The organism is Pseudomonas sp. SWRI99, assembly GCF_014270125.1.
In the GTDB taxonomy this organism is placed as follows: Bacteria; Pseudomonadota; Gammaproteobacteria; order Pseudomonadales; family Pseudomonadaceae; genus Aquipseudomonas; species Aquipseudomonas hamedanensis.
In genome coordinates this window covers 45,040-61,176 of record NZ_JABWQR010000018.1, presented here as the reverse complement: position 1 = coordinate 61,176, position 16,137 = coordinate 45,040, and the positions used below count along the sequence as shown (strand labels likewise).

Annotated in this window: 11 protein-coding genes; 7 read left to right on the top strand and 4 right to left on the bottom strand. The window is 60.4% G+C overall.

Annotated elements, in window-relative coordinates:
• Positions 1-305 precede the first annotated feature (305 nt).
• The 3 genes from HU743_RS16120 (at position 306) to HU743_RS16110 (ending at position 3,871) form a co-directional block, all read left to right on the top strand.
• Entirely contained in the window at positions 306-1,961 is a 1,656-nt protein-coding gene (locus tag HU743_RS16120) for an MFS transporter (RefSeq protein ID WP_186649745.1), read from the top strand.
• Entirely contained in the window at positions 1,958-3,100 is a 1,143-nt protein-coding gene (locus HU743_RS16115; RefSeq protein ID WP_186635617.1) for an HlyD family secretion protein, read from the top strand. The genes HU743_RS16120 and HU743_RS16115 overlap by 4 nt, the downstream gene beginning before the upstream one ends.
• A 150-nt stretch (positions 3,101-3,250) precedes the next feature.
• Entirely contained in the window at positions 3,251-3,871 is a 621-nt protein-coding gene (locus tag HU743_RS16110) for a TetR/AcrR family transcriptional regulator (RefSeq protein WP_186551875.1), read from the top strand.
• A 115-nt stretch (positions 3,872-3,986) separates the two neighbouring features.
• Here the strand turns inward: HU743_RS16110 and preA are convergent, their stop codons facing one another.
• The 3 genes from preA to hydA all read right to left on the bottom strand — a co-directional run bounded on the left by preA (position 3,987) and on the right by hydA (position 8,232).
• Entirely contained in the window at positions 3,987-5,261 is a 1,275-nt protein-coding gene (gene preA / locus HU743_RS16105) for an NAD-dependent dihydropyrimidine dehydrogenase subunit PreA (protein ID WP_186649743.1), read from the bottom strand.
• Positions 5,262-6,629, bottom strand: a complete 1,368-nt coding sequence (locus tag HU743_RS16100; protein WP_186649741.1) for an FAD-dependent oxidoreductase — start codon at positions 6,627-6,629, stop codon at positions 5,262-5,264.
• A gap of 163 nt (positions 6,630-6,792) precedes the next feature.
• A complete protein-coding gene (gene hydA, locus HU743_RS16095; protein ID WP_186649715.1) occupies positions 6,793-8,232 on the bottom strand; it encodes a dihydropyrimidinase in 1,440 nt (479 codons plus the stop codon).
• A 623-nt stretch (positions 8,233-8,855) separates the two neighbouring features.
• Here hydA and HU743_RS16090 point away from each other — a divergent pair.
• The 4 genes from HU743_RS16090 to HU743_RS16075 all read left to right on the top strand — a co-directional run bounded on the left by HU743_RS16090 (position 8,856) and on the right by HU743_RS16075 (position 13,847).
• The gene (locus HU743_RS16090) at positions 8,856-10,340 is read left to right on the top strand and encodes an NCS1 family nucleobase:cation symporter-1 (RefSeq protein ID WP_186649712.1); all 1,485 of its coding nucleotides are present in this window, start codon (positions 8,856-8,858) and stop codon (positions 10,338-10,340) included.
• A gap of 129 nt (positions 10,341-10,469) precedes the next feature.
• Entirely contained in the window at positions 10,470-11,753 is a 1,284-nt protein-coding gene (locus tag HU743_RS16085) for a Zn-dependent hydrolase (RefSeq protein ID WP_186649709.1), read from the top strand.
• 201 nt (positions 11,754-11,954) lie between these two features.
• Positions 11,955-13,451 carry a helix-turn-helix transcriptional regulator gene (locus HU743_RS16080; RefSeq protein WP_186649707.1) on the top strand — a complete coding sequence of 499 codons (1,497 nt, stop codon included), beginning with the start codon at positions 11,955-11,957 and terminating at the stop codon, positions 13,449-13,451.
• A gap of 138 nt (positions 13,452-13,589) precedes the next feature.
• Positions 13,590-13,847 (top strand): DUF1652 domain-containing protein, encoded by a 258-nt coding sequence (locus HU743_RS16075; RefSeq protein WP_186551882.1) that lies wholly within the window; start codon positions 13,590-13,592, stop codon positions 13,845-13,847.
• 1,493 nt (positions 13,848-15,340) lie between these two features.
• Here the strand turns inward: HU743_RS16075 and HU743_RS16070 are convergent.
• The gene (locus tag HU743_RS16070; RefSeq protein ID WP_095120260.1) at positions 15,341-16,108 is read right to left on the bottom strand and encodes an SDR family oxidoreductase; all 768 of its coding nucleotides are present in this window, start codon (positions 16,106-16,108) and stop codon (positions 15,341-15,343) included.
• Positions 16,109-16,137 lie beyond the last annotated feature (29 nt).

Sequence of the window (16,137 nt, the reverse complement as noted above, 5' to 3'; positions counted from 1 at the left end):
TGACGCTCCCTGGATCGTTTGTTGTTTTTATTATTTGTCATACGTCGTCGTACAACACGGATGCGGATATTTCCCAGATTTTCAGGGAATGTCAACTGGAAGTTATACGATGACTCCCAGGCGCAACGTTCCCCCTGTAGGAGTGAGCCTGCTCGCGATAGCGATCTATCAGACAATCAATTGGTGACTGACACACCGCAATCGCGAGCAGGCTCACTCCTACAGGGTTTTTTTGTTGTCTACGGGAAAGTGTGTTGCCAGTGAAATTGCGGCAAACTTCCCTCACCCCCGCACAAGGCCGATCCATGGATAAATACGCCCCGCGCAACTGGCAGCCGCACGAAAAGCCCAGCCTGCCCGGTTCTCCCTCGACACCACTGCACTCAACGCCCAAACGCCTGGCGTATGCGGCGGTCGGGGTGCTGGTGGCGGTGACCGGTGGTTTGGGTAACTCGCTGGTGGTTGCCAACCTGCCTTATCTGCAAGGTTCGCTCGGCGCGACCACTGCGGAAATGGCCTGGCTGCCGGCGGCGTATGTGATGACCAACGTGTCAATGAACCTGCTGCTGGTGAAGTTTCGCCAACAGTTCGGCTTGCGCGCTTTCACCGAAGTGTTCCTGGTGCTGTACGCGTTGGTGACCTTCGGCCACTTGTTCGTCAACGACTTGAATTCCGCCGTGGCGGTGCGTGCGGCCCACGGCATGGTCGGTGCGGCGCTGAGTTCGCTGGGTCTGTATTACATGGTCCAGGCGTTCCCGGCGAAGTGGCGACTGAAGGCGCTGGTGCTGGGCCTAGGCACCTCACAACTGGCCTTGCCGCTGGCACGGCTGTTCTCCGAAGATTTGCTGCAGATTGCCGAGTGGCGCGGCTTGTACCTGTTTGAATTGGGCATGGCGCTGCTCTCGCTCGGTTGTGTGCTGCTGCTGAAGTTGCCGCCCGGTGACCGCTTCAAAACGTTCGAGAAGCTCGATTTTCTGACCTTCGCGATTCTCGCCAGCGGCGTCGCGCTGTTGTGCGCGGTGCTGTCGCTGGGACGCATCGACTGGTGGCTGGAGGCGGGCTGGATCGGCATTGCCCTGGCCGGGTCGATTGCGCTGATCATCATGGGCCTGGCGATCGAACATAACCGCAGCAACCCGATGCTGATGACCCGCTGGCTGGGCAGCGGGGCGATGGTGCGACTGGCGCTGGCGGTGGTGCTGATCCGCATGGTCACCTCCGAACAATCGACCGGTGCCGTGGGTTTCATGCAGAACCTCAACATGAGCAGTCAGCAATTGCACAGCCTGTACGTGGTGATGCTGCTGGGCAGCGTCGCCGGGTTGCTGATCAGCGCGCTGACGATCGACCCGAAACACCTGCTGCTGCCGCTGATCATCTCGCTGGCGCTGATGGCCACCGGTTCAGTGATGGACAGTTTTTCGAACAACCTGACCCGTCCCGAAAACCTGTATTTCAGTCAGTTCCTGCTGGCGTTCGGCAGCACGTTTTTCCTCGGTCCGACCCTGGTGCTGGGGACGCGCAACGTGCTGACCAATCCGCGCAATCTGGTGAGTTTTTCCGTGCTCTTCGGGATCTGTAACAACCTCGGCGGGTTGATTGGCGCGGCGCTGCTGGGTACGTTCCAGGTCGTGCGGGAGAAGTTTCATTCCAGCCATCTCGTCGATCACCTGGTGATGTCCGATCCGTTGGTTGCAGCGCGGGTGCAAAGCGGCGGTTCGGCGTACGGCTCGCTGCTCGCCGACCCGAGCCTGCGCAACCTGGCCGGCATCCGCAGTCTGGCCAATGCGGCCACGCGTGAAGCGAACGTGTTGGCCTATAACGATGTCTTCATGCTGATCGCGGTGATTGCGGTGCTGACCATGATCTGGATTTCGATCCGGGCGCTGTGGCTGATGAGCACCACCAAAACCGTCGAACCGACACCTAACGGACCTTCCAGCGGCGCCACTTCTTCATGACCGAACCGACCACCACAACCACCAACGCCATTGCCGCCACCCCTGAAGGCGAGGCGCCGCCGTCATCGCCAAACACCGAGCCGCGTTCTTTACGCGTGCGGATCATTTCTTCGCTGGGCTTTGCGGCAATCGCCATCGTCGGCGTGCTGATCGTCTTGTATGCCTGGCAACTGCCGCCGTTCAGCAGCGCCGTCGAAACCACAGAAAACGCCTTGGTCCGGGGGCAGGTGACGATCATCGGGCCGCAGCTCAGCGGTTATGTGTTCGAAGTGCCGGTGCAGGACTTCCAGTACGTGAAGGCCGGTGACCTGCTGGTGCGTCTTGACGACCGCATCTATCAGCAGCGCCTCGACCAGTCACTGGCGCAACTGGCGGTGCAAAAAGCCGGGCTGGCCAATGTGGTGCAGCAACGCAACAGCGCCGAAGCGACGATCAAGTTGCGTCAAGCCGTGTTGGCCGACAGCCAGGCGCAGTTGCGCAAGAGCGAGGCGGACCTGCGCCGTAATCAGGAACTGGTGCGCGACGGTTCGGTGTCGAAGCGCGAATTCGACGTGACCCTGGCGGCCAATGCGCAGAGCACGGCGGCAGTGGCGCAAGCCAAGGCCAATCTGGAAATCGCCCGCCAGGATCTGCAAACGGTGATCGTCAATCGCGGCTCGCTGGAAGCGGCGGTGGCCAGTGCCGAAGCGGCGGTGCAACTGGCGCGGATCGACCTGTCGAACACACGGATTGTCGCGCCGCGTGACGGTCAGCTCGGCCAGATTGGCGTGCGCCTCGGCGCCTACGTCAACTCCGGCGCGCAACTGATGGCGTTAGTGCCCGAGCAGAAATGGGTGATCGCCAACATGAAGGAAACCCAGATGGCCAACGTGCGGGTCGGGCAACCGGTGCGGTTCACTGTCGATGCGCTGAACCACCGCCGATTCACCGGGCATGTGCAGCATATTTCGCCGGGCACCGGCTCTGAATTCGCCTTGTTGCAGGCCGATAATGCGACCGGCAATTTCGTCAAAATCGCCCAGCGGGTGCCGGTCAGGATCACCATTGACCCGGATCAGCCGGAAGAAGAGCGCCTGCGGCCGGGTATGTCGGTGGTGGTCAGCATCGACACGGCGGCGGGCGATACCCAGCCGCATTGATCCACCGCGATCATTGTAGGAGTGAGCCTGCTCGCGATAGCGGTCTGTCAGTCGATGATCAATTGCCTGAAAGACCGCTATCGCGAGCAGGCTCACTCCTACAGGTCATTATCCGCTAGTCTTCAGCAACGCCGCCGTCAGGGAGCCCACATGGGCAATCACAAAATCGAAATTCGCCGCAGCAACGTCGAGAAAATCCTTCTGGCGGCGGAAAAAGTCTTCGCCGAAAAAGGCTTCGGCGGTACGGCCATGGCCGATATCGCGGCCCAGGCGCAACTGCCGCGCTCCAACCTGCATTATTACTTCAGCACCAAGAGCGAGCTGTACAGTGCGGTGCTGTTCGACCTGCTGGAAGTGTGGAAGCAGGACGCGCTGTGCTTCGAAATGTTTGACGATCCGCGCGTGGTGCTGAGCAGCTACATCCGCGCCAAGATGAACCACTCGCGCAGCCGGCCGTACGGCTCGAAAGTCTGGGCCAACGAAATCATCCACGGCGCACCGACGCTGGGCGAGGCACTGGATGTCAGCCTGTACGACTGGGCGAAAATGAAGGAAGCGAAGATCCGCCAGTGGGTCGAGGACCAGCGGATCCTGCCGGTTGAACCGTCGAGTCTGCTGTACATGATCTGGGCGTCGACGCAGCACTATGCCGACTTCGATCATCAGGTGAATATCCTCAACGAACATCAGCCGTTGTCGGATATGCAGTTCGAGCGGGCGGTGCAGACGGTGACCGGGGTCATATTGCGAGGGATCGGCCTGGAGCCTTGAATCTTGTGGTGGCCGGGCTGGCCTCTTCGCGAGCAGGCTCACTCCTACAGGGGAACGCATTCCAAATGTAGGAGTGAGCCTGCTCGCGATGGCTTCGGTTCAGGCACCGCTTCCCTCAAGCAGAAACATGGTAAGGATTCCTCGGATCATGGTTCCAGTCCAGAAACGGCTTGCCCGTCTCCACCGCGACCATCTCGATGCAGTTCGCCACCGGACAGGTGATCTGGCACAAATTGCAGCCCACACACTCGTCATCGATCACTTCGTATTTATGGGTGCCGTCGGCCTGTCTGAGACTGCCGATCGCCTGGTGTGAGGTGTCTTCACACGCAATGTGGCAGCGCCCGCAACCAATACACGCGTCCTGATCAATCTTTGCGATGACCTGATAGTTGATATCGAGGTATTTCCAGTCCGTGGTATTGCCCACGGCACGCCCGGAAAATTCGGCGATGTTGGCGTAACCCTGGCTGTCCATCCACCGCGACAAGCCGTCCTTCATCTCCTCGACAATGCGGAAGCCATGCAGCATCGCCGCCGTGCACACTTGCACCGCGCCGCTGCCCAGTGCCATGAACTCGGCTGCGTCGCGCCAACTGCCAATGCCACCGATGCCGCAGATTGGCAGGCCCTGGGTCTGCGGATCACGGGCGATTTCCGCAACCATGTTCAGCGCAATCGGCTTGACCGCCGAACCGCAATAACCGCCGTGGGTGCTTTTGCTGCCGACGGTGGGCAGCGCGACCATGTGTTCCAGGTCGACACTGGTGATCGAGTTGATCGTGTTGATCAGCGACACCGCATCCGCACCGCCACGATGGGCGGCACGCGCGGCGACACGAATGTCGGTGATGTTCGGCGTCAGTTTGACGATCACCGGCAGCGAGCAATACGTCTTGCACCAGCGCGTCACCTGCTCGACGTATTCCGGCACCTGACCGACCGCCGCGCCCATACCGCGTTCGGGCATGCCGTGGGGGCAGCCGAAGTTCAGTTCTATGCCGTCGGCGCCGGTGGCCTCGACCAGCGGCAAAATGTGTTTCCACGACTCCTCGACACACGGCACCATCAGCGAAACGATCAGCGCGCGGTCCGGCCAGTCCTTCTTCACTTGGGTGATTTCGCGCAGGTTGATCTCCAGCGAACGGTCGGTGATCAGTTCGATGTTGTTGATGCCCAGCACTTCGCGGTTGGCGCCGTAGTGCGCCGAATAACGTGATGAAACATTGACCGCCGCCGGGTCCTCACCAAGGGTTTTCCAGACCACGCCGCCCCAGCCTGCTTCGAAGGCGCGGACGACGTTGTAAGCCTTGTCGGTGGGTGGCGCGGAGGCCAGCCAGAACGGGTTCGGCGCCTTGATGCCAGCGAAGACTATCGAGAGATCAGCCATTTACGCAGCCTCCACGTTGAGCATCAGTTGCACATTGATCGCCTCGGCGGCGCGTTTGCCATGCTGCACCGCTTGCACGGTGAGGTCCTGATCGAGGCTGGTGCAGTCACCGCCGGCGTATACCCCGGGGATGCTGGTGCGCAGGTTTTCATCGACCTGAATCCGTTCGCCCTGGCGCTTGAGTTCGCGCGCCAGCGGATCGCTGAGGGCCGCACCGTCGAAGCTCTGGCCGATGGCTTTGAAGATCGCGTCGGCCGCCAGTTCGAAGGTCTCTGCGGTGCTTTGCAGGCGACCGTCGACCAGGGCGGTACGGACGAAACGCATGCCGCGCACGCGGCCCAGGTCGTCGAGCAGCACGTGCTCTGGTTGTGCCCAGGTCAGCAGGCGCACCTGATTGGCTTTGGCGATGTCTTGCTCATGAACAGTCGCACCCATGTCCGCCGCGCCACGGCGATAGACCAGATTCACCTCGCGTGCTCCGAGACGGGCCATCTGCACGGCCATGTCGATGGCTGTGTTACCGGCGCCAAGGACGATGCAGCGATCGGCCAGTGGTAGCTGCGTGAGGTCGTCGGCCTGGCGCAGTTCGCGAATGTAGTCGGTGGCGGCGAGCAGGCCGGGCGCATCTTCGTGGGCCAACCCGAGTTGTTTGCTGGCATTCAGACCCAGGCCGAGAAACACGGCGTCGAACTGCTGATGCAGTTCGCTGAGGGTCAGGTTCTCACCGAGTTTGTGCCCATGACGGATCTCGATGCCGCCGATTTGCAGGAGGAAATCCAGTTCCTTCTGCGCGTAATCATCGACCAGTTTGTACTTGGCGATCCCGTATTCGTTGAGACCGCCAGCCTTGTCCCGGGCTTCGAAAATCACCACCTCATGACCGTGCATGGCACTGCGGTGTGCGCAGGACAAACCGGCAGGTCCGGCACCGACCACGGCGATACGTTTGCCGGTGGCGGCGGCGCGCTGAAACGGATGCTCGGTGAAGTGGGCGTTATCGACGGCGTAGCGTTGCAGCAGGCCAATCAGCACCGGTGCGCATTCCTGGGCGTTGTTGCGTACGCAAGCCTGTTGGCAAAGGATTTCGGTCGGACAGACCCGCGCGCAACTGCCGCCGAGGATGTTCGCCGAAAGGATTTTCTGCGCGGCGCCCGCTACGTTGTCTTGATGGATGTTGCGGATGAATGAAGGGATATCGATCTCGCTCGGGCATGCGTTGACGCAAGGCGCGTCGTAGCAATACAGGCAGCGCGACGCTTCCAGATGCGACTGCCGGGCATTGAGCGGCGGCGCCAGATCAGTGAAATGGCCGGCGAGGGCGGCCGCGCTTTCGTGCGGGTGGGGGAGGTGGTTCAGGGACTCGATCACGGTTTATGGCCTCATGGCTAATTGAGGTGCTGCCTCTGGTGGGCATGGGTTTTTGTGGTGTTCGGGATGGCCTCATCGCTGGCAAGCCAGCTCCTACAAGGTTTTGTGAGCACCACAGATCCCTGTGGGAGCTGGCTTGCCAGCGATAGGCCGAAGGCCGCCTTCAGCGTTTCACAGTCTGCGGCCTGTGCAGTTCCGCCCGCTTGCTGAGCAAATCAAACACCGCCGGATACGCCGGTCGTTCGATGTAGCGTCCCGCGCCGCGCTCGGCGCGCAGATCGCCATCGGCCCAGACCACCCGGCCCTGGCTGACGGTATGGCTCGGCACGCCGCGCACGGTCTTGCCTTCGAAAATGTTGAAGTCCACCTGCTGATGGTGGGTCTTGGCGGAAATGGTCCGCGTGCCGTGCGGGTCCCACAGCACCAGGTCGGCATCGGCACCGACGCGGACGGCGCCTTTGCGCGGGTACAGATTGAAAATCTTCGCGGTGTTGGTTGAGGTCAGGGCGACGAAGTCTTGCATCGACAATCGTCCGGTGTTCACCCCTTCGTCCCAGAGCACCGCCATGCGGTCTTCGATACCGGCGGTGCCGTTGGGGATTTTGCTGAAATCGTCGCGCCCGGCGGCTTTCTGTTCCGCGCAGAAGCAGCAGTGATCAGTGGCGGTGGTGTGCAGATTGCCGTTTTGCAGGCCGTGCCACAGCGCTTCTTGATGACCGCGCGGGCGAAACGGCGGACTCATCACGTAACCGGCGGCGGTCTGCCAGTCCGGGTGTTGGTAGACGCTGTCATCGAGCAGCAGGTGTCCGGCCAATACTTCGCCGTAAACCGGCTGGCCCTTGCTGCGCGCGTAGGTGATTTCATCGAGGGCTTCTTTGGTCGAGACATGGACCAGATACAGCGGCGTGCCAAGGGTCTCGGCGATGCGAATGGCGCGACTGGCCGCTTCGCCTTCAACTTGCGACGGACGCGACAGCGGATGCGCCTCTGGGCCGGTGATGCCCTGCGCCATCAGCTTGCGTTGCAGGTGATAGACCAACTCGCCGTTTTCGGCGTGCACAGTCGGCACTGCGCCGAGTTCCAGGCAGCGCTCGAAACTCGCCACCAAGGTGTCGTCGGCGGCCATGATCGCGTTTTTATAGGCCATGAAATGCTTGAAGCTGTTGACGCCGTGCTGGCTGACCAACTCAGCCATTTCCTCGCGCACCTGTTCGCTCCACCAGGTGATCGCCACGTGAAAACCGTAATCCGACGCGGACTTTTCCGCCCAGCCGCGCCATTGATGAAACGCTTCCATCAAAGATTGCTGCGGATTGGGAATCACAAAGTCGATGATCGAGGTCGTGCCGCCGGCCAGGCCGGCCGCCGTGCCACTGTAGAAATCTTCGCTGGCGACCGTGCCCATGAAGGGCAACTGCATGTGCGTGTGCGGATCGATGCCGCCGGGCATCAGGTACTGGCCGCTGCCGTCGAGCATTTCGGCGCCGGCGGGAATATCGAGGTTTTCACCGATGGCTTTGATCACGCCGTCAGCGCAATAGACGTCGGCGCGATAACTTTCATCATGGGTAACAACGGTGGCGCCACGGATCAACAGAGACATTCCGAGTTCCTCGCAGGCATGACCGACTTGTGCCGGCTCTAGATGTTTTATTGATAGACAACACAGCGGGTTGTATTCCTGTCAGTGCTGTCAGGAATAGAAACTAGTCGCAGATTTGTAATAGATCAAGATTATTTTTTATAAGCTTATGTATGAATTAAATGATTGAAAAATAACGATTAAATCGTCAATTCACCAAAATGGTGAGGCAGCTCACCATTTTGACGCACTTGACAGGATGGAAATATGAGCAAGATTTCCTATGTGAAATCAGCCGCTTGAAGTTGAGCTGCGATTGCTCGCCCGTGATGAAAAAAAAGTGCAGTGCACCAGTTTGAGTCCTGACAATTCGGACAACTTGTCGGTCGTTTAGCCTGAACGCGCCGCGCAGTTTTCGAGGACTCCACCGATCAACAATTAAAACTGTTGAATATCAAAAAGTTGCACCGCATTGGCGACACCGTCCGAGGCGCAAGCGGGACACCCGGCACGTTTATTGATGCCGCCGCTGCACGATGGCCGGTGCAGAAAGTTGTCAGTTCCTCCGGCCATCGTCCGGCTTGTACCTGCGTGTGCCAGCCGCCTGATGAGCAAAAAATAATCAGAAGAACAGTGGAGCGGCCATGCAACAGATCAGATCGCAAGTGACCGAGCGCGACGGCTTGTACGAACTCGAAGCCGGCAGCGACGTCCTCGACAGTCCCCGTTACAACCACGACATGGCACCGACTCAGGTGCGCGAACGCACCTGGAACAAATGGCACATCACCGCGTTGTGGGTCGGCATGGCGATCTGCGTGCCGACGTACACCCTCGGCGGTGTGCTCACCGCCTACTTTGGCCTGACCGTGGGTGAGGCGCTGCTGGCGATTCTGTTCGCCAACATCATCGTGCTGATCCCACTCACGCTGAACGCCTTCCCCGGCACCAAGTACGGCATACCGTTCCCGGTGCTGCTGCGCTCGTCGTTTGGCATCCTCGGCTCCAACGTACCGTGCCTGATTCGCGCGCTGGTGGCGTGCGGCTGGTTCGGCATTCAAACGATGTTCGGCGGGCTGGCGATTCATCTGTTCCTCGGGTCGGTGTTCGAGGGCTGGAAATCCCTTGGCGGCACGGGCGAGGTCATCGGTTTCATGGTGTTCTGGGCGCTGAACCTGTGGGTGGTGATTCGTGGCGCCGAATCGATCAAGTGGCTCGAAACCCTGTCCGCGCCGCTGCTGGTCGCGGTAGGTATCGGCCTGCTGGTGTGGGCGATGCCCAATGTGTCGATGACGGAGCTGCTGGCGATCCCGCCGAAACGGCCGGAAGGCGCCAGTGTGGTCAGTTACTTCGCCGCCGGGCTGACGGCGATGGTCGGTTTCTGGGCGACGTTGTCGCTGAACATTCCCGACTTCAGCCGTTACGCCAAGAGCCAGAAGGACCAGATTCTGGGGCAGATCATCGGCTTGCCGCTGACCATGTTTTTGTTCGCCGCGCTGGGCGTGGTGATGACCGCCGCGTCGGTGAAACTGGTTGGCGTCACGGTGTCTGATCCGGTCACCCTGATCGGCCATATTCAGAGTCCGGTATGGGTCGCGCTGGCGATGGCGCTGATCATCATTGCCACGCTGTCGACCAACACTGCGGCGAATATCGTCTCGCCCACCAACGACTTTCAGAACCTCGCGCCGAAGGTCATCAATCGCACCAAAGCGGTGTTGTTGACCGGGCTGGTGGGGCTGGCGCTGATGGCCCACGAACTGATGAAAAAGCTCGGCTGGATCGTTTCCGAGGTCAGCCTGGAGACTGTCTATTCCAATTGGCTGCTGGGCTATTCGAGCCTGCTCGGACCGATTGCCGGAATCATGGTGGTGGACTATTTCCTCATCAAGAAACAGCAACTGGACCTCGCCGGTTTGTACCGTGACGACGTCTATCCGGCGTGGAACCTGGCCGGGTTTGTCGCGTTTGGCGTGCCGGTGGTGCTGACCTTGCTGTCGCTGGGCAGTGACGCGTTCAGCTGGTTCTACAGCTATGGCTGGTTTACCGGCTCGGCACTGGGCGGGGTTATTTATTACGGGTTGTGCGTGATGCGGGCGCAGCCTTCTGCCGTGAAAACAGCGGTGTAACCCAATGACCTCTTCGCGAGCAGGCTCGCTCCCACAGGGGAAACGCATTTGATCGTTCCCACGCTCTGCGTGGGAATGCAGCCCGGGACGCTCCGCGTCCCTATCGGTATCAGCACTGAGGAGATCCCCATGAACGCAGCCGTAGACGTTCTGCAATCGAGCCATCAGCACATCAACCGCGATCGCCTGTGGGCCTCGCTCATGGAACTGGCCAAACTCGGCGCGACGGTCAAGGGCGGTGTCTGTCGCTTGGCCCTGACCGACCTCGACCGGCAGGCCCGCGACCTGTTCGTGCAATGGTGCACGGACGCCGGTTGCAGCGTCACGGTCGATGCGGTCGGCAACATCTTCGCCCGGCGCCCGGGGCGCAATCCGGATCTGCCGCCAGTGATGACCGGCAGCCACATCGACACCCAGCCCACCGGCGGCAAGTTCGACGGTTGCTTTGGTGTCCTGGCGGGTGTCGAAGTGCTGCGTACTCTCAATGACCTCGGCGTGCAAACTGAAGCGCCGCTGGAAGTGGTGGTCTGGACCAACGAAGAGGGCTCGCGCTTCGCTCCGTGCATGATGGGCTCCGGCGTCTTCGCCGAGAAATTCACCCTGGAAGAAACCCTGGCCAAGGTCGATGCCGACGGCGTCACGGTCGGCCAAGCGCTCAACGCCATTGGCTACGCCGGCCCGCGCAAGGTCAGCGGGCACAAGGTTGGCGCCTATTTCGAAGCGCACATTGAACAAGGCCCGATCCTCGAAGATGAGCAGAAAACGATTGGTGTGGTACTCGGCGCGCTAGGGCAGAAGTGGTTCGACCTCAAGCTGCGCGGCGTCGAAGCACACGCCGGCCCGACGCCGATGCACCTGCGCAAGGACGCCCTGGTCGGTGCCGCCGTGATCGTCGGCGCCGTCAACCGCGCCGCGCTCGGCCACCAGCCCCACGCCTGCGGCACGGTCGGCTGCCTGCAAGCCTACCCCGGCTCACGCAACGTCATCCCTGGCGAGGTGCGCATGACCCTGGATTTCCGGCATCTGGAACCGGCGCGCCTGGATTCGATGATCGCCGAAGTGCAGCAGGTGATCGACGCCACTTGCCAACAGCACGGCCTCACCTACGAATTGACCCCGACCGCCGACTTCCCGCCGCTGTACTTTGAAAAGGGCTGCGTGGAGGCGGTGCGTGGCGCAGCGAAAGGGCTAGGTCTGTCGCACATGGACATCGTCAGCGGCGCCGGCCACGACGCGATCTTCCTCGCCGAACTCGGCCCGGCGGGCATGATTTTTGTGCCGTGTGAAGGCGGGATCAGCCACAACGAAATCGAGAACGCAGCACCGGATGATCTCGCGGCAGGGTGCGCGGTGTTACTAAGGGCAATGTTGGCGGCTTCGGCGATGGTGGCGGCCAGCGAGCGTGCCGCCTAAGGTAAACGCACCCAGCAAACCTGTGGGAGCGAGCCTGCTCGCGAATGCGCTGAGTCAGTCAATGAATGCTCTGAATGACACCACGCTTTCGCGAGCAGGCTCGCTCCCACAGTGGATTTTTGGCGATTTTGAGGCTGTGGCACGATCCCGAACCGCTGCGGTCGTACTCTTCACCTAGCCGCATTACGTTGTGGAGATCCAATGAGCCAGGAAGTCCTGACCACCGAAACCAATCGTCGTCAGTTGCAGCAAATCATTGCCGGCCTGTCCGATGGCGTCATTTTGCTGGAGCTCGACCAGAGCATTCTCTGGGCCAACGAGGCGGCGCTGGCCATGCACGGCGTCAGCACTATCGGCGATCTGGGCGCCCACGCCGACGAGTACGCCAAGCGCTTCAGCCTGCGCTATCGCAATAATCACACCTTGTCGCCGGAGCACTACCCGATCAGCCGTGTCGCGCGCTGTGAGGTGTTCAATGACGTGCTCATCGAAGTCTCACCCGTGGACGATCCGGAGCGCATCTGGGTGCACAGTGTGCGCAGCATGGTGCTGACTGACCGTGAAGGCCAGCCCGAGTCGCTGGTGCTGATCATGAGCGACGTCACCGATTGGGCCAACGCCGAGCAGCGCTTCGAAAAAACTTTCAATGCCAACCCGGCACCGGCGGTGATCTGTCGGCTCAGCGACTTGCGCTATATCAAGGTCAATCCGGGTTTCCTGGAGATGACCGGCTACACCCGCGAGCAGGTGATCGGCACGTCGGCCTATGAAATCGATATTTTTGAACAGGCCGAGCGACGCGACCTTGCCATTCAGCGTCTGCGCGACGTTGCGACCATTCCGCAGATGCAGGCCGAACTGCACCTGCCCGATGGCGGCAGCAAACAGGTGATCGTTGCCGGGCAGCCGCTGCTGCTCAACGACGAGAACTGCATGCTGTTTTCCTTCGTCGACATGGAGCCACGGCGCAAAGTCGAAGTGGCCCTGCGCCAGAGCGAGGAGCGGTTCGCCAAGGCTTTTCGTCTGAGTCCTGTGCCGATTCTGATTTGCAGCGCCGAGGATCAGGACGTCATCGACGTCAATCAGGCCTTCCTCGAAACCCTCGCTTATGACAGCGAGGAGGTGCTGGGCAAAACCGTGACGCAGTTGAACTTCATTGACGACGACGGTGTGCGTGCGGGGTTACTTGCGGCGTTGGCGAAAAACGGTCGGGTGGACCGCGTAGACGTACGGGTGCGCAAGAAGAATGAGGATCTGCTGGACTGCGCATTGTCGGCCGACACCGTGAATATTCACGACACGTCCTGTTATTTGCTGGTGTTGATGGACATGACTGAACGCAAGCGTACGGAGCTGGAGCTGGTGGCCGCGATTGAAGAGGTGATGAAGGATGCTTCTTGGTTCAGCCGGACCCTGATCGAAAAGCTCGCGAACGTTAAGAAGTTCAATTCGCCACAGTTGCCCAGCGCCTCGTTTACCGATCTGACGGCGCGTGAGCGCGATGTGCTGGGGTTGATCTGCGAAGGTTTGGCGGACAAGGAGATCGCCGCCCGACTGAAGCTGGCGCCCAATACCGTGCGCAATCATGTGGCCACGGTGTATTCCAAACTCGACGTGCACAGCCGCAGCGAGGCGATTGTCTGGGCTCGGGAGCGTGGCTTGTTTTCCGGAGAGTGGGGCACCAAAGGGCAGCGCTAGGGGTGCAAATGCACTAGGTGCAAGGGTGCAAATTCATGTTTTGGCGGGGGCTGTGGGTTCTTAGGCTGGTGGGGTGCGGTGCGAGCCATGTCGGGCTTGCGATCGTGCCCCTTCGAAACGGCTATAGGAACCACGTCCATGTTGAATCTTGCGCAGTTGCGCGCGCGGCTTGAGCAGAGTTTTGCGCCGCTGGCTTGTGATTGTTCGGTGGATGGTGATCATTCGCTGACGGTCAAGTTGTATCACCCCGAGTCGGGGGAGGTGGATCTGGTGATCAGTGGTCTTGATCTGGGTTCGCTGCGTACGCCTGAGTCGGTTGAGGCGTTGGTGGATGAATTGCGGTATGAGCTTGAGAGCAATTCTTTGCGCTCGGCGCGGGATTCGGGGTTGGCTTAGGGGGCGGTTGGTCTTGGCGGCCTTTGGGCCGACCAGGTTTTGGGTGGTTTGGGGGGCATATCCGTTGCTGCGGTAACGGCTGCTTAGGGTTCCGCCCTGACGGCGGGTGACTTTGGGGGCCCAAAGTAACCAAAGGCCTTTTGCCCTGACGTGCGGCCCCTCGCTGTGGCTCGGGGTGCCTTCGCTGCGGGATCGATCCGGGCGCAGCGTCTCCGGTTTGCTTCGCTGCACCTCCTCTCGCTGTGTTTGGCTGCGCCAAACGGTCGCTGCGCTCCCACGCCCGGATCAATCCCTCCACTCAGCCTGCCGACGGGCGCCGTGCATCAAGATCAAGAGCCTTACTCGAGCTAACGCTCATTGTGTTGAGTGGTGAGAAGCAAAAGCTTTACTTGAGCTAACGCTCATCGTGATGAGTGGTTAGAAGCCAACGCGGTACTTGAGCTAACGCTCATTGTGATGAGTGGTTAGAAGCCAGCGCGGTTTGCTTTGCTTTTGTTTTTGCTTTTCTGTGGGAGCTGGCTTGCCAGCGAAGGCGGCCTGCCAGCCGACCCATATCCATCAGACTCCACGCGATTCAATTGTAGGAGTGAGCCTGCTCGCGATGAGGGCCAACCAGCCACCTCATCTCCATCTGATTCACCCAATCCCAACTATGGGAGCTGGCTTGCCAGCGAAGGCGGCCTGCCAGCCGCCCCATATCCTCCTGACCCACCACAATCCCATTGTGGGAGCGAGCCTGCTCGCGATGACGGCCAACCAGCCGCCTCATTTCCATCAGATTTCACCCAATCCCAACTGTGGGAGCTGGCTTGCCAGCGAAGACGGCCTGCCAGCCGACCCATGTCCATCAGACTGCACGCGATTCAATTGTAGGAGTGAGCCTGCTCGCGATGACGGCCGACCAGCCGCCTCATTTCCATCAGATTCACCCAATCCCAACTGTGGGAGCTGGCTTGCCAGCGAAGGCGTCCTGTCCGGCAACGCAAATTCGACAGCCAGTCTCCTCCGAAAACCCGGCTTTACTGGCGCTCGCCGGGGGCTCGGCTATAAAGAATGGGTGTCAGGTCTCCCGTGACCGGTTCGGTTGCGGGAGTTTGTCTCTCACTTTCCGCGGGTCGTCCTATGAATAATCTTGGGAAACGCGTGTTGCCGTTGGCTTTTTTTGCAGTGTTGATGGCTGGCTGTGCCAGTCCGCCACCCCCTCCGCCGGCAGCGCCGCCGCCACCGCCGGAACGCAGGTGTGAGGTATTGGAAAATACTGAGGTTGTGGGGGATATGTATGTGGATGAGCAGGTGACACGCCATATCACGACTACCCGCTGCGTCACGCAATAAGGTTGGCGATGACTCGGGTGCAGGAAGCCTGGAATCATGCACCGATCCTGTGGGAGCGGGCTTGCTCGCGAAGGCGTTGTGTCAGTCCGGATGCAGGTGCCTGACACACCGTTAGCCAGCAAGCGCTCTCCCACGGAAGTTAAGCGTGTCTTGAAAAATCAGGACAGGAATCCGCCGTCCACATTCAGCGCAACACCGGTGGTGTAGCTCGACGCGTCGCTGGCCAGGTAGAGCACCGCTCCAGCCATTTCGCTTGGGTCGGCGACGCGCTTGAGCGGGATTTGCGTCAGTGCCTGTTTCAGGATCGCGTCGTTCTTCACCAGCGCCGAGGCGAATTTGGTGTCGGTCAGGCCTGGCAGCAGGGCATTGCAGCGGATGCCGAACTGCGCGCATTCCTTGGCAAAGACTTTGGTCATGTTGATCACCGCGGCTTTGGTCACCGAGTAGATCCCCTGGAAAATCCCCGGCGAGATACCGTTGATCGAGGCGACGTTGATGATGCTGCCGCCACCGTTTTCGCGCATCAACTTGCCGGCTTCCACCGACATGAAGAAGTAACCGCGAATGTTCACGTCGACGGTTTTCTGGAAGGCACCCAGATCGGTGTCGAGCACGTTGCAGAACTGTGGGTTGGTGGCGGCGTTGTTGACCAGGATATCGAGGCGGCCGAACTGTTCCTTGATCCCGGCAAACACTTGGCTGATCTGCTCCATTTCACCGATGTGACAGGCGACGGCGGTGGCTTTGCCGCCGGCGGCGATGATCGCGTCGGCGACGTGCTGGCAGCCGTCGAGTTTGCGGCTCGAAACGATCACGTGGGCGCCTTGCTGGGCCAGCAGTTTGGCGATGGCTTCACCGATGCCACGGCTGGCGCCGGAGACGAACGCGATTTTGCCGTCGAGGTCGAACAACTGAGTCTTGGACATGGGGTTCCCTTGTGAAAAGTCTTGTTGGA

Coding starts and splice junctions, on each gene's coding strand:
- HU743_RS16120 (WP_186649745.1), top strand. CDS start 306: ATGGATAAATACGCCCCGCGCAACTGGCAGCCGCACGAAAAGCCCAGC.
- HU743_RS16115 (WP_186635617.1), top strand. CDS start 1,958: ATGACCGAACCGACCACCACAACCACCAACGCCATTGCCGCCACCCCT.
- HU743_RS16110 (WP_186551875.1), top strand. CDS start 3,251: ATGGGCAATCACAAAATCGAAATTCGCCGCAGCAACGTCGAGAAAATC.
- preA (WP_186649743.1), bottom strand. CDS start 5,261: ATGGCTGATCTCTCGATAGTCTTCGCTGGCATCAAGGCGCCGAACCCG.
- hydA (WP_186649715.1), bottom strand. CDS start 8,232: ATGTCTCTGTTGATCCGTGGCGCCACCGTTGTTACCCATGATGAAAGT.
- HU743_RS16090 (WP_186649712.1), top strand. CDS start 8,856: ATGCAACAGATCAGATCGCAAGTGACCGAGCGCGACGGCTTGTACGAA.
- HU743_RS16085 (WP_186649709.1), top strand. CDS start 10,470: ATGAACGCAGCCGTAGACGTTCTGCAATCGAGCCATCAGCACATCAAC.
- HU743_RS16080 (WP_186649707.1), top strand. CDS start 11,955: ATGAGCCAGGAAGTCCTGACCACCGAAACCAATCGTCGTCAGTTGCAG.
- HU743_RS16075 (WP_186551882.1), top strand. CDS start 13,590: ATGTTGAATCTTGCGCAGTTGCGCGCGCGGCTTGAGCAGAGTTTTGCG.
- HU743_RS16070 (WP_095120260.1), bottom strand. CDS start 16,108: ATGTCCAAGACTCAGTTGTTCGACCTCGACGGCAAAATCGCGTTCGTC.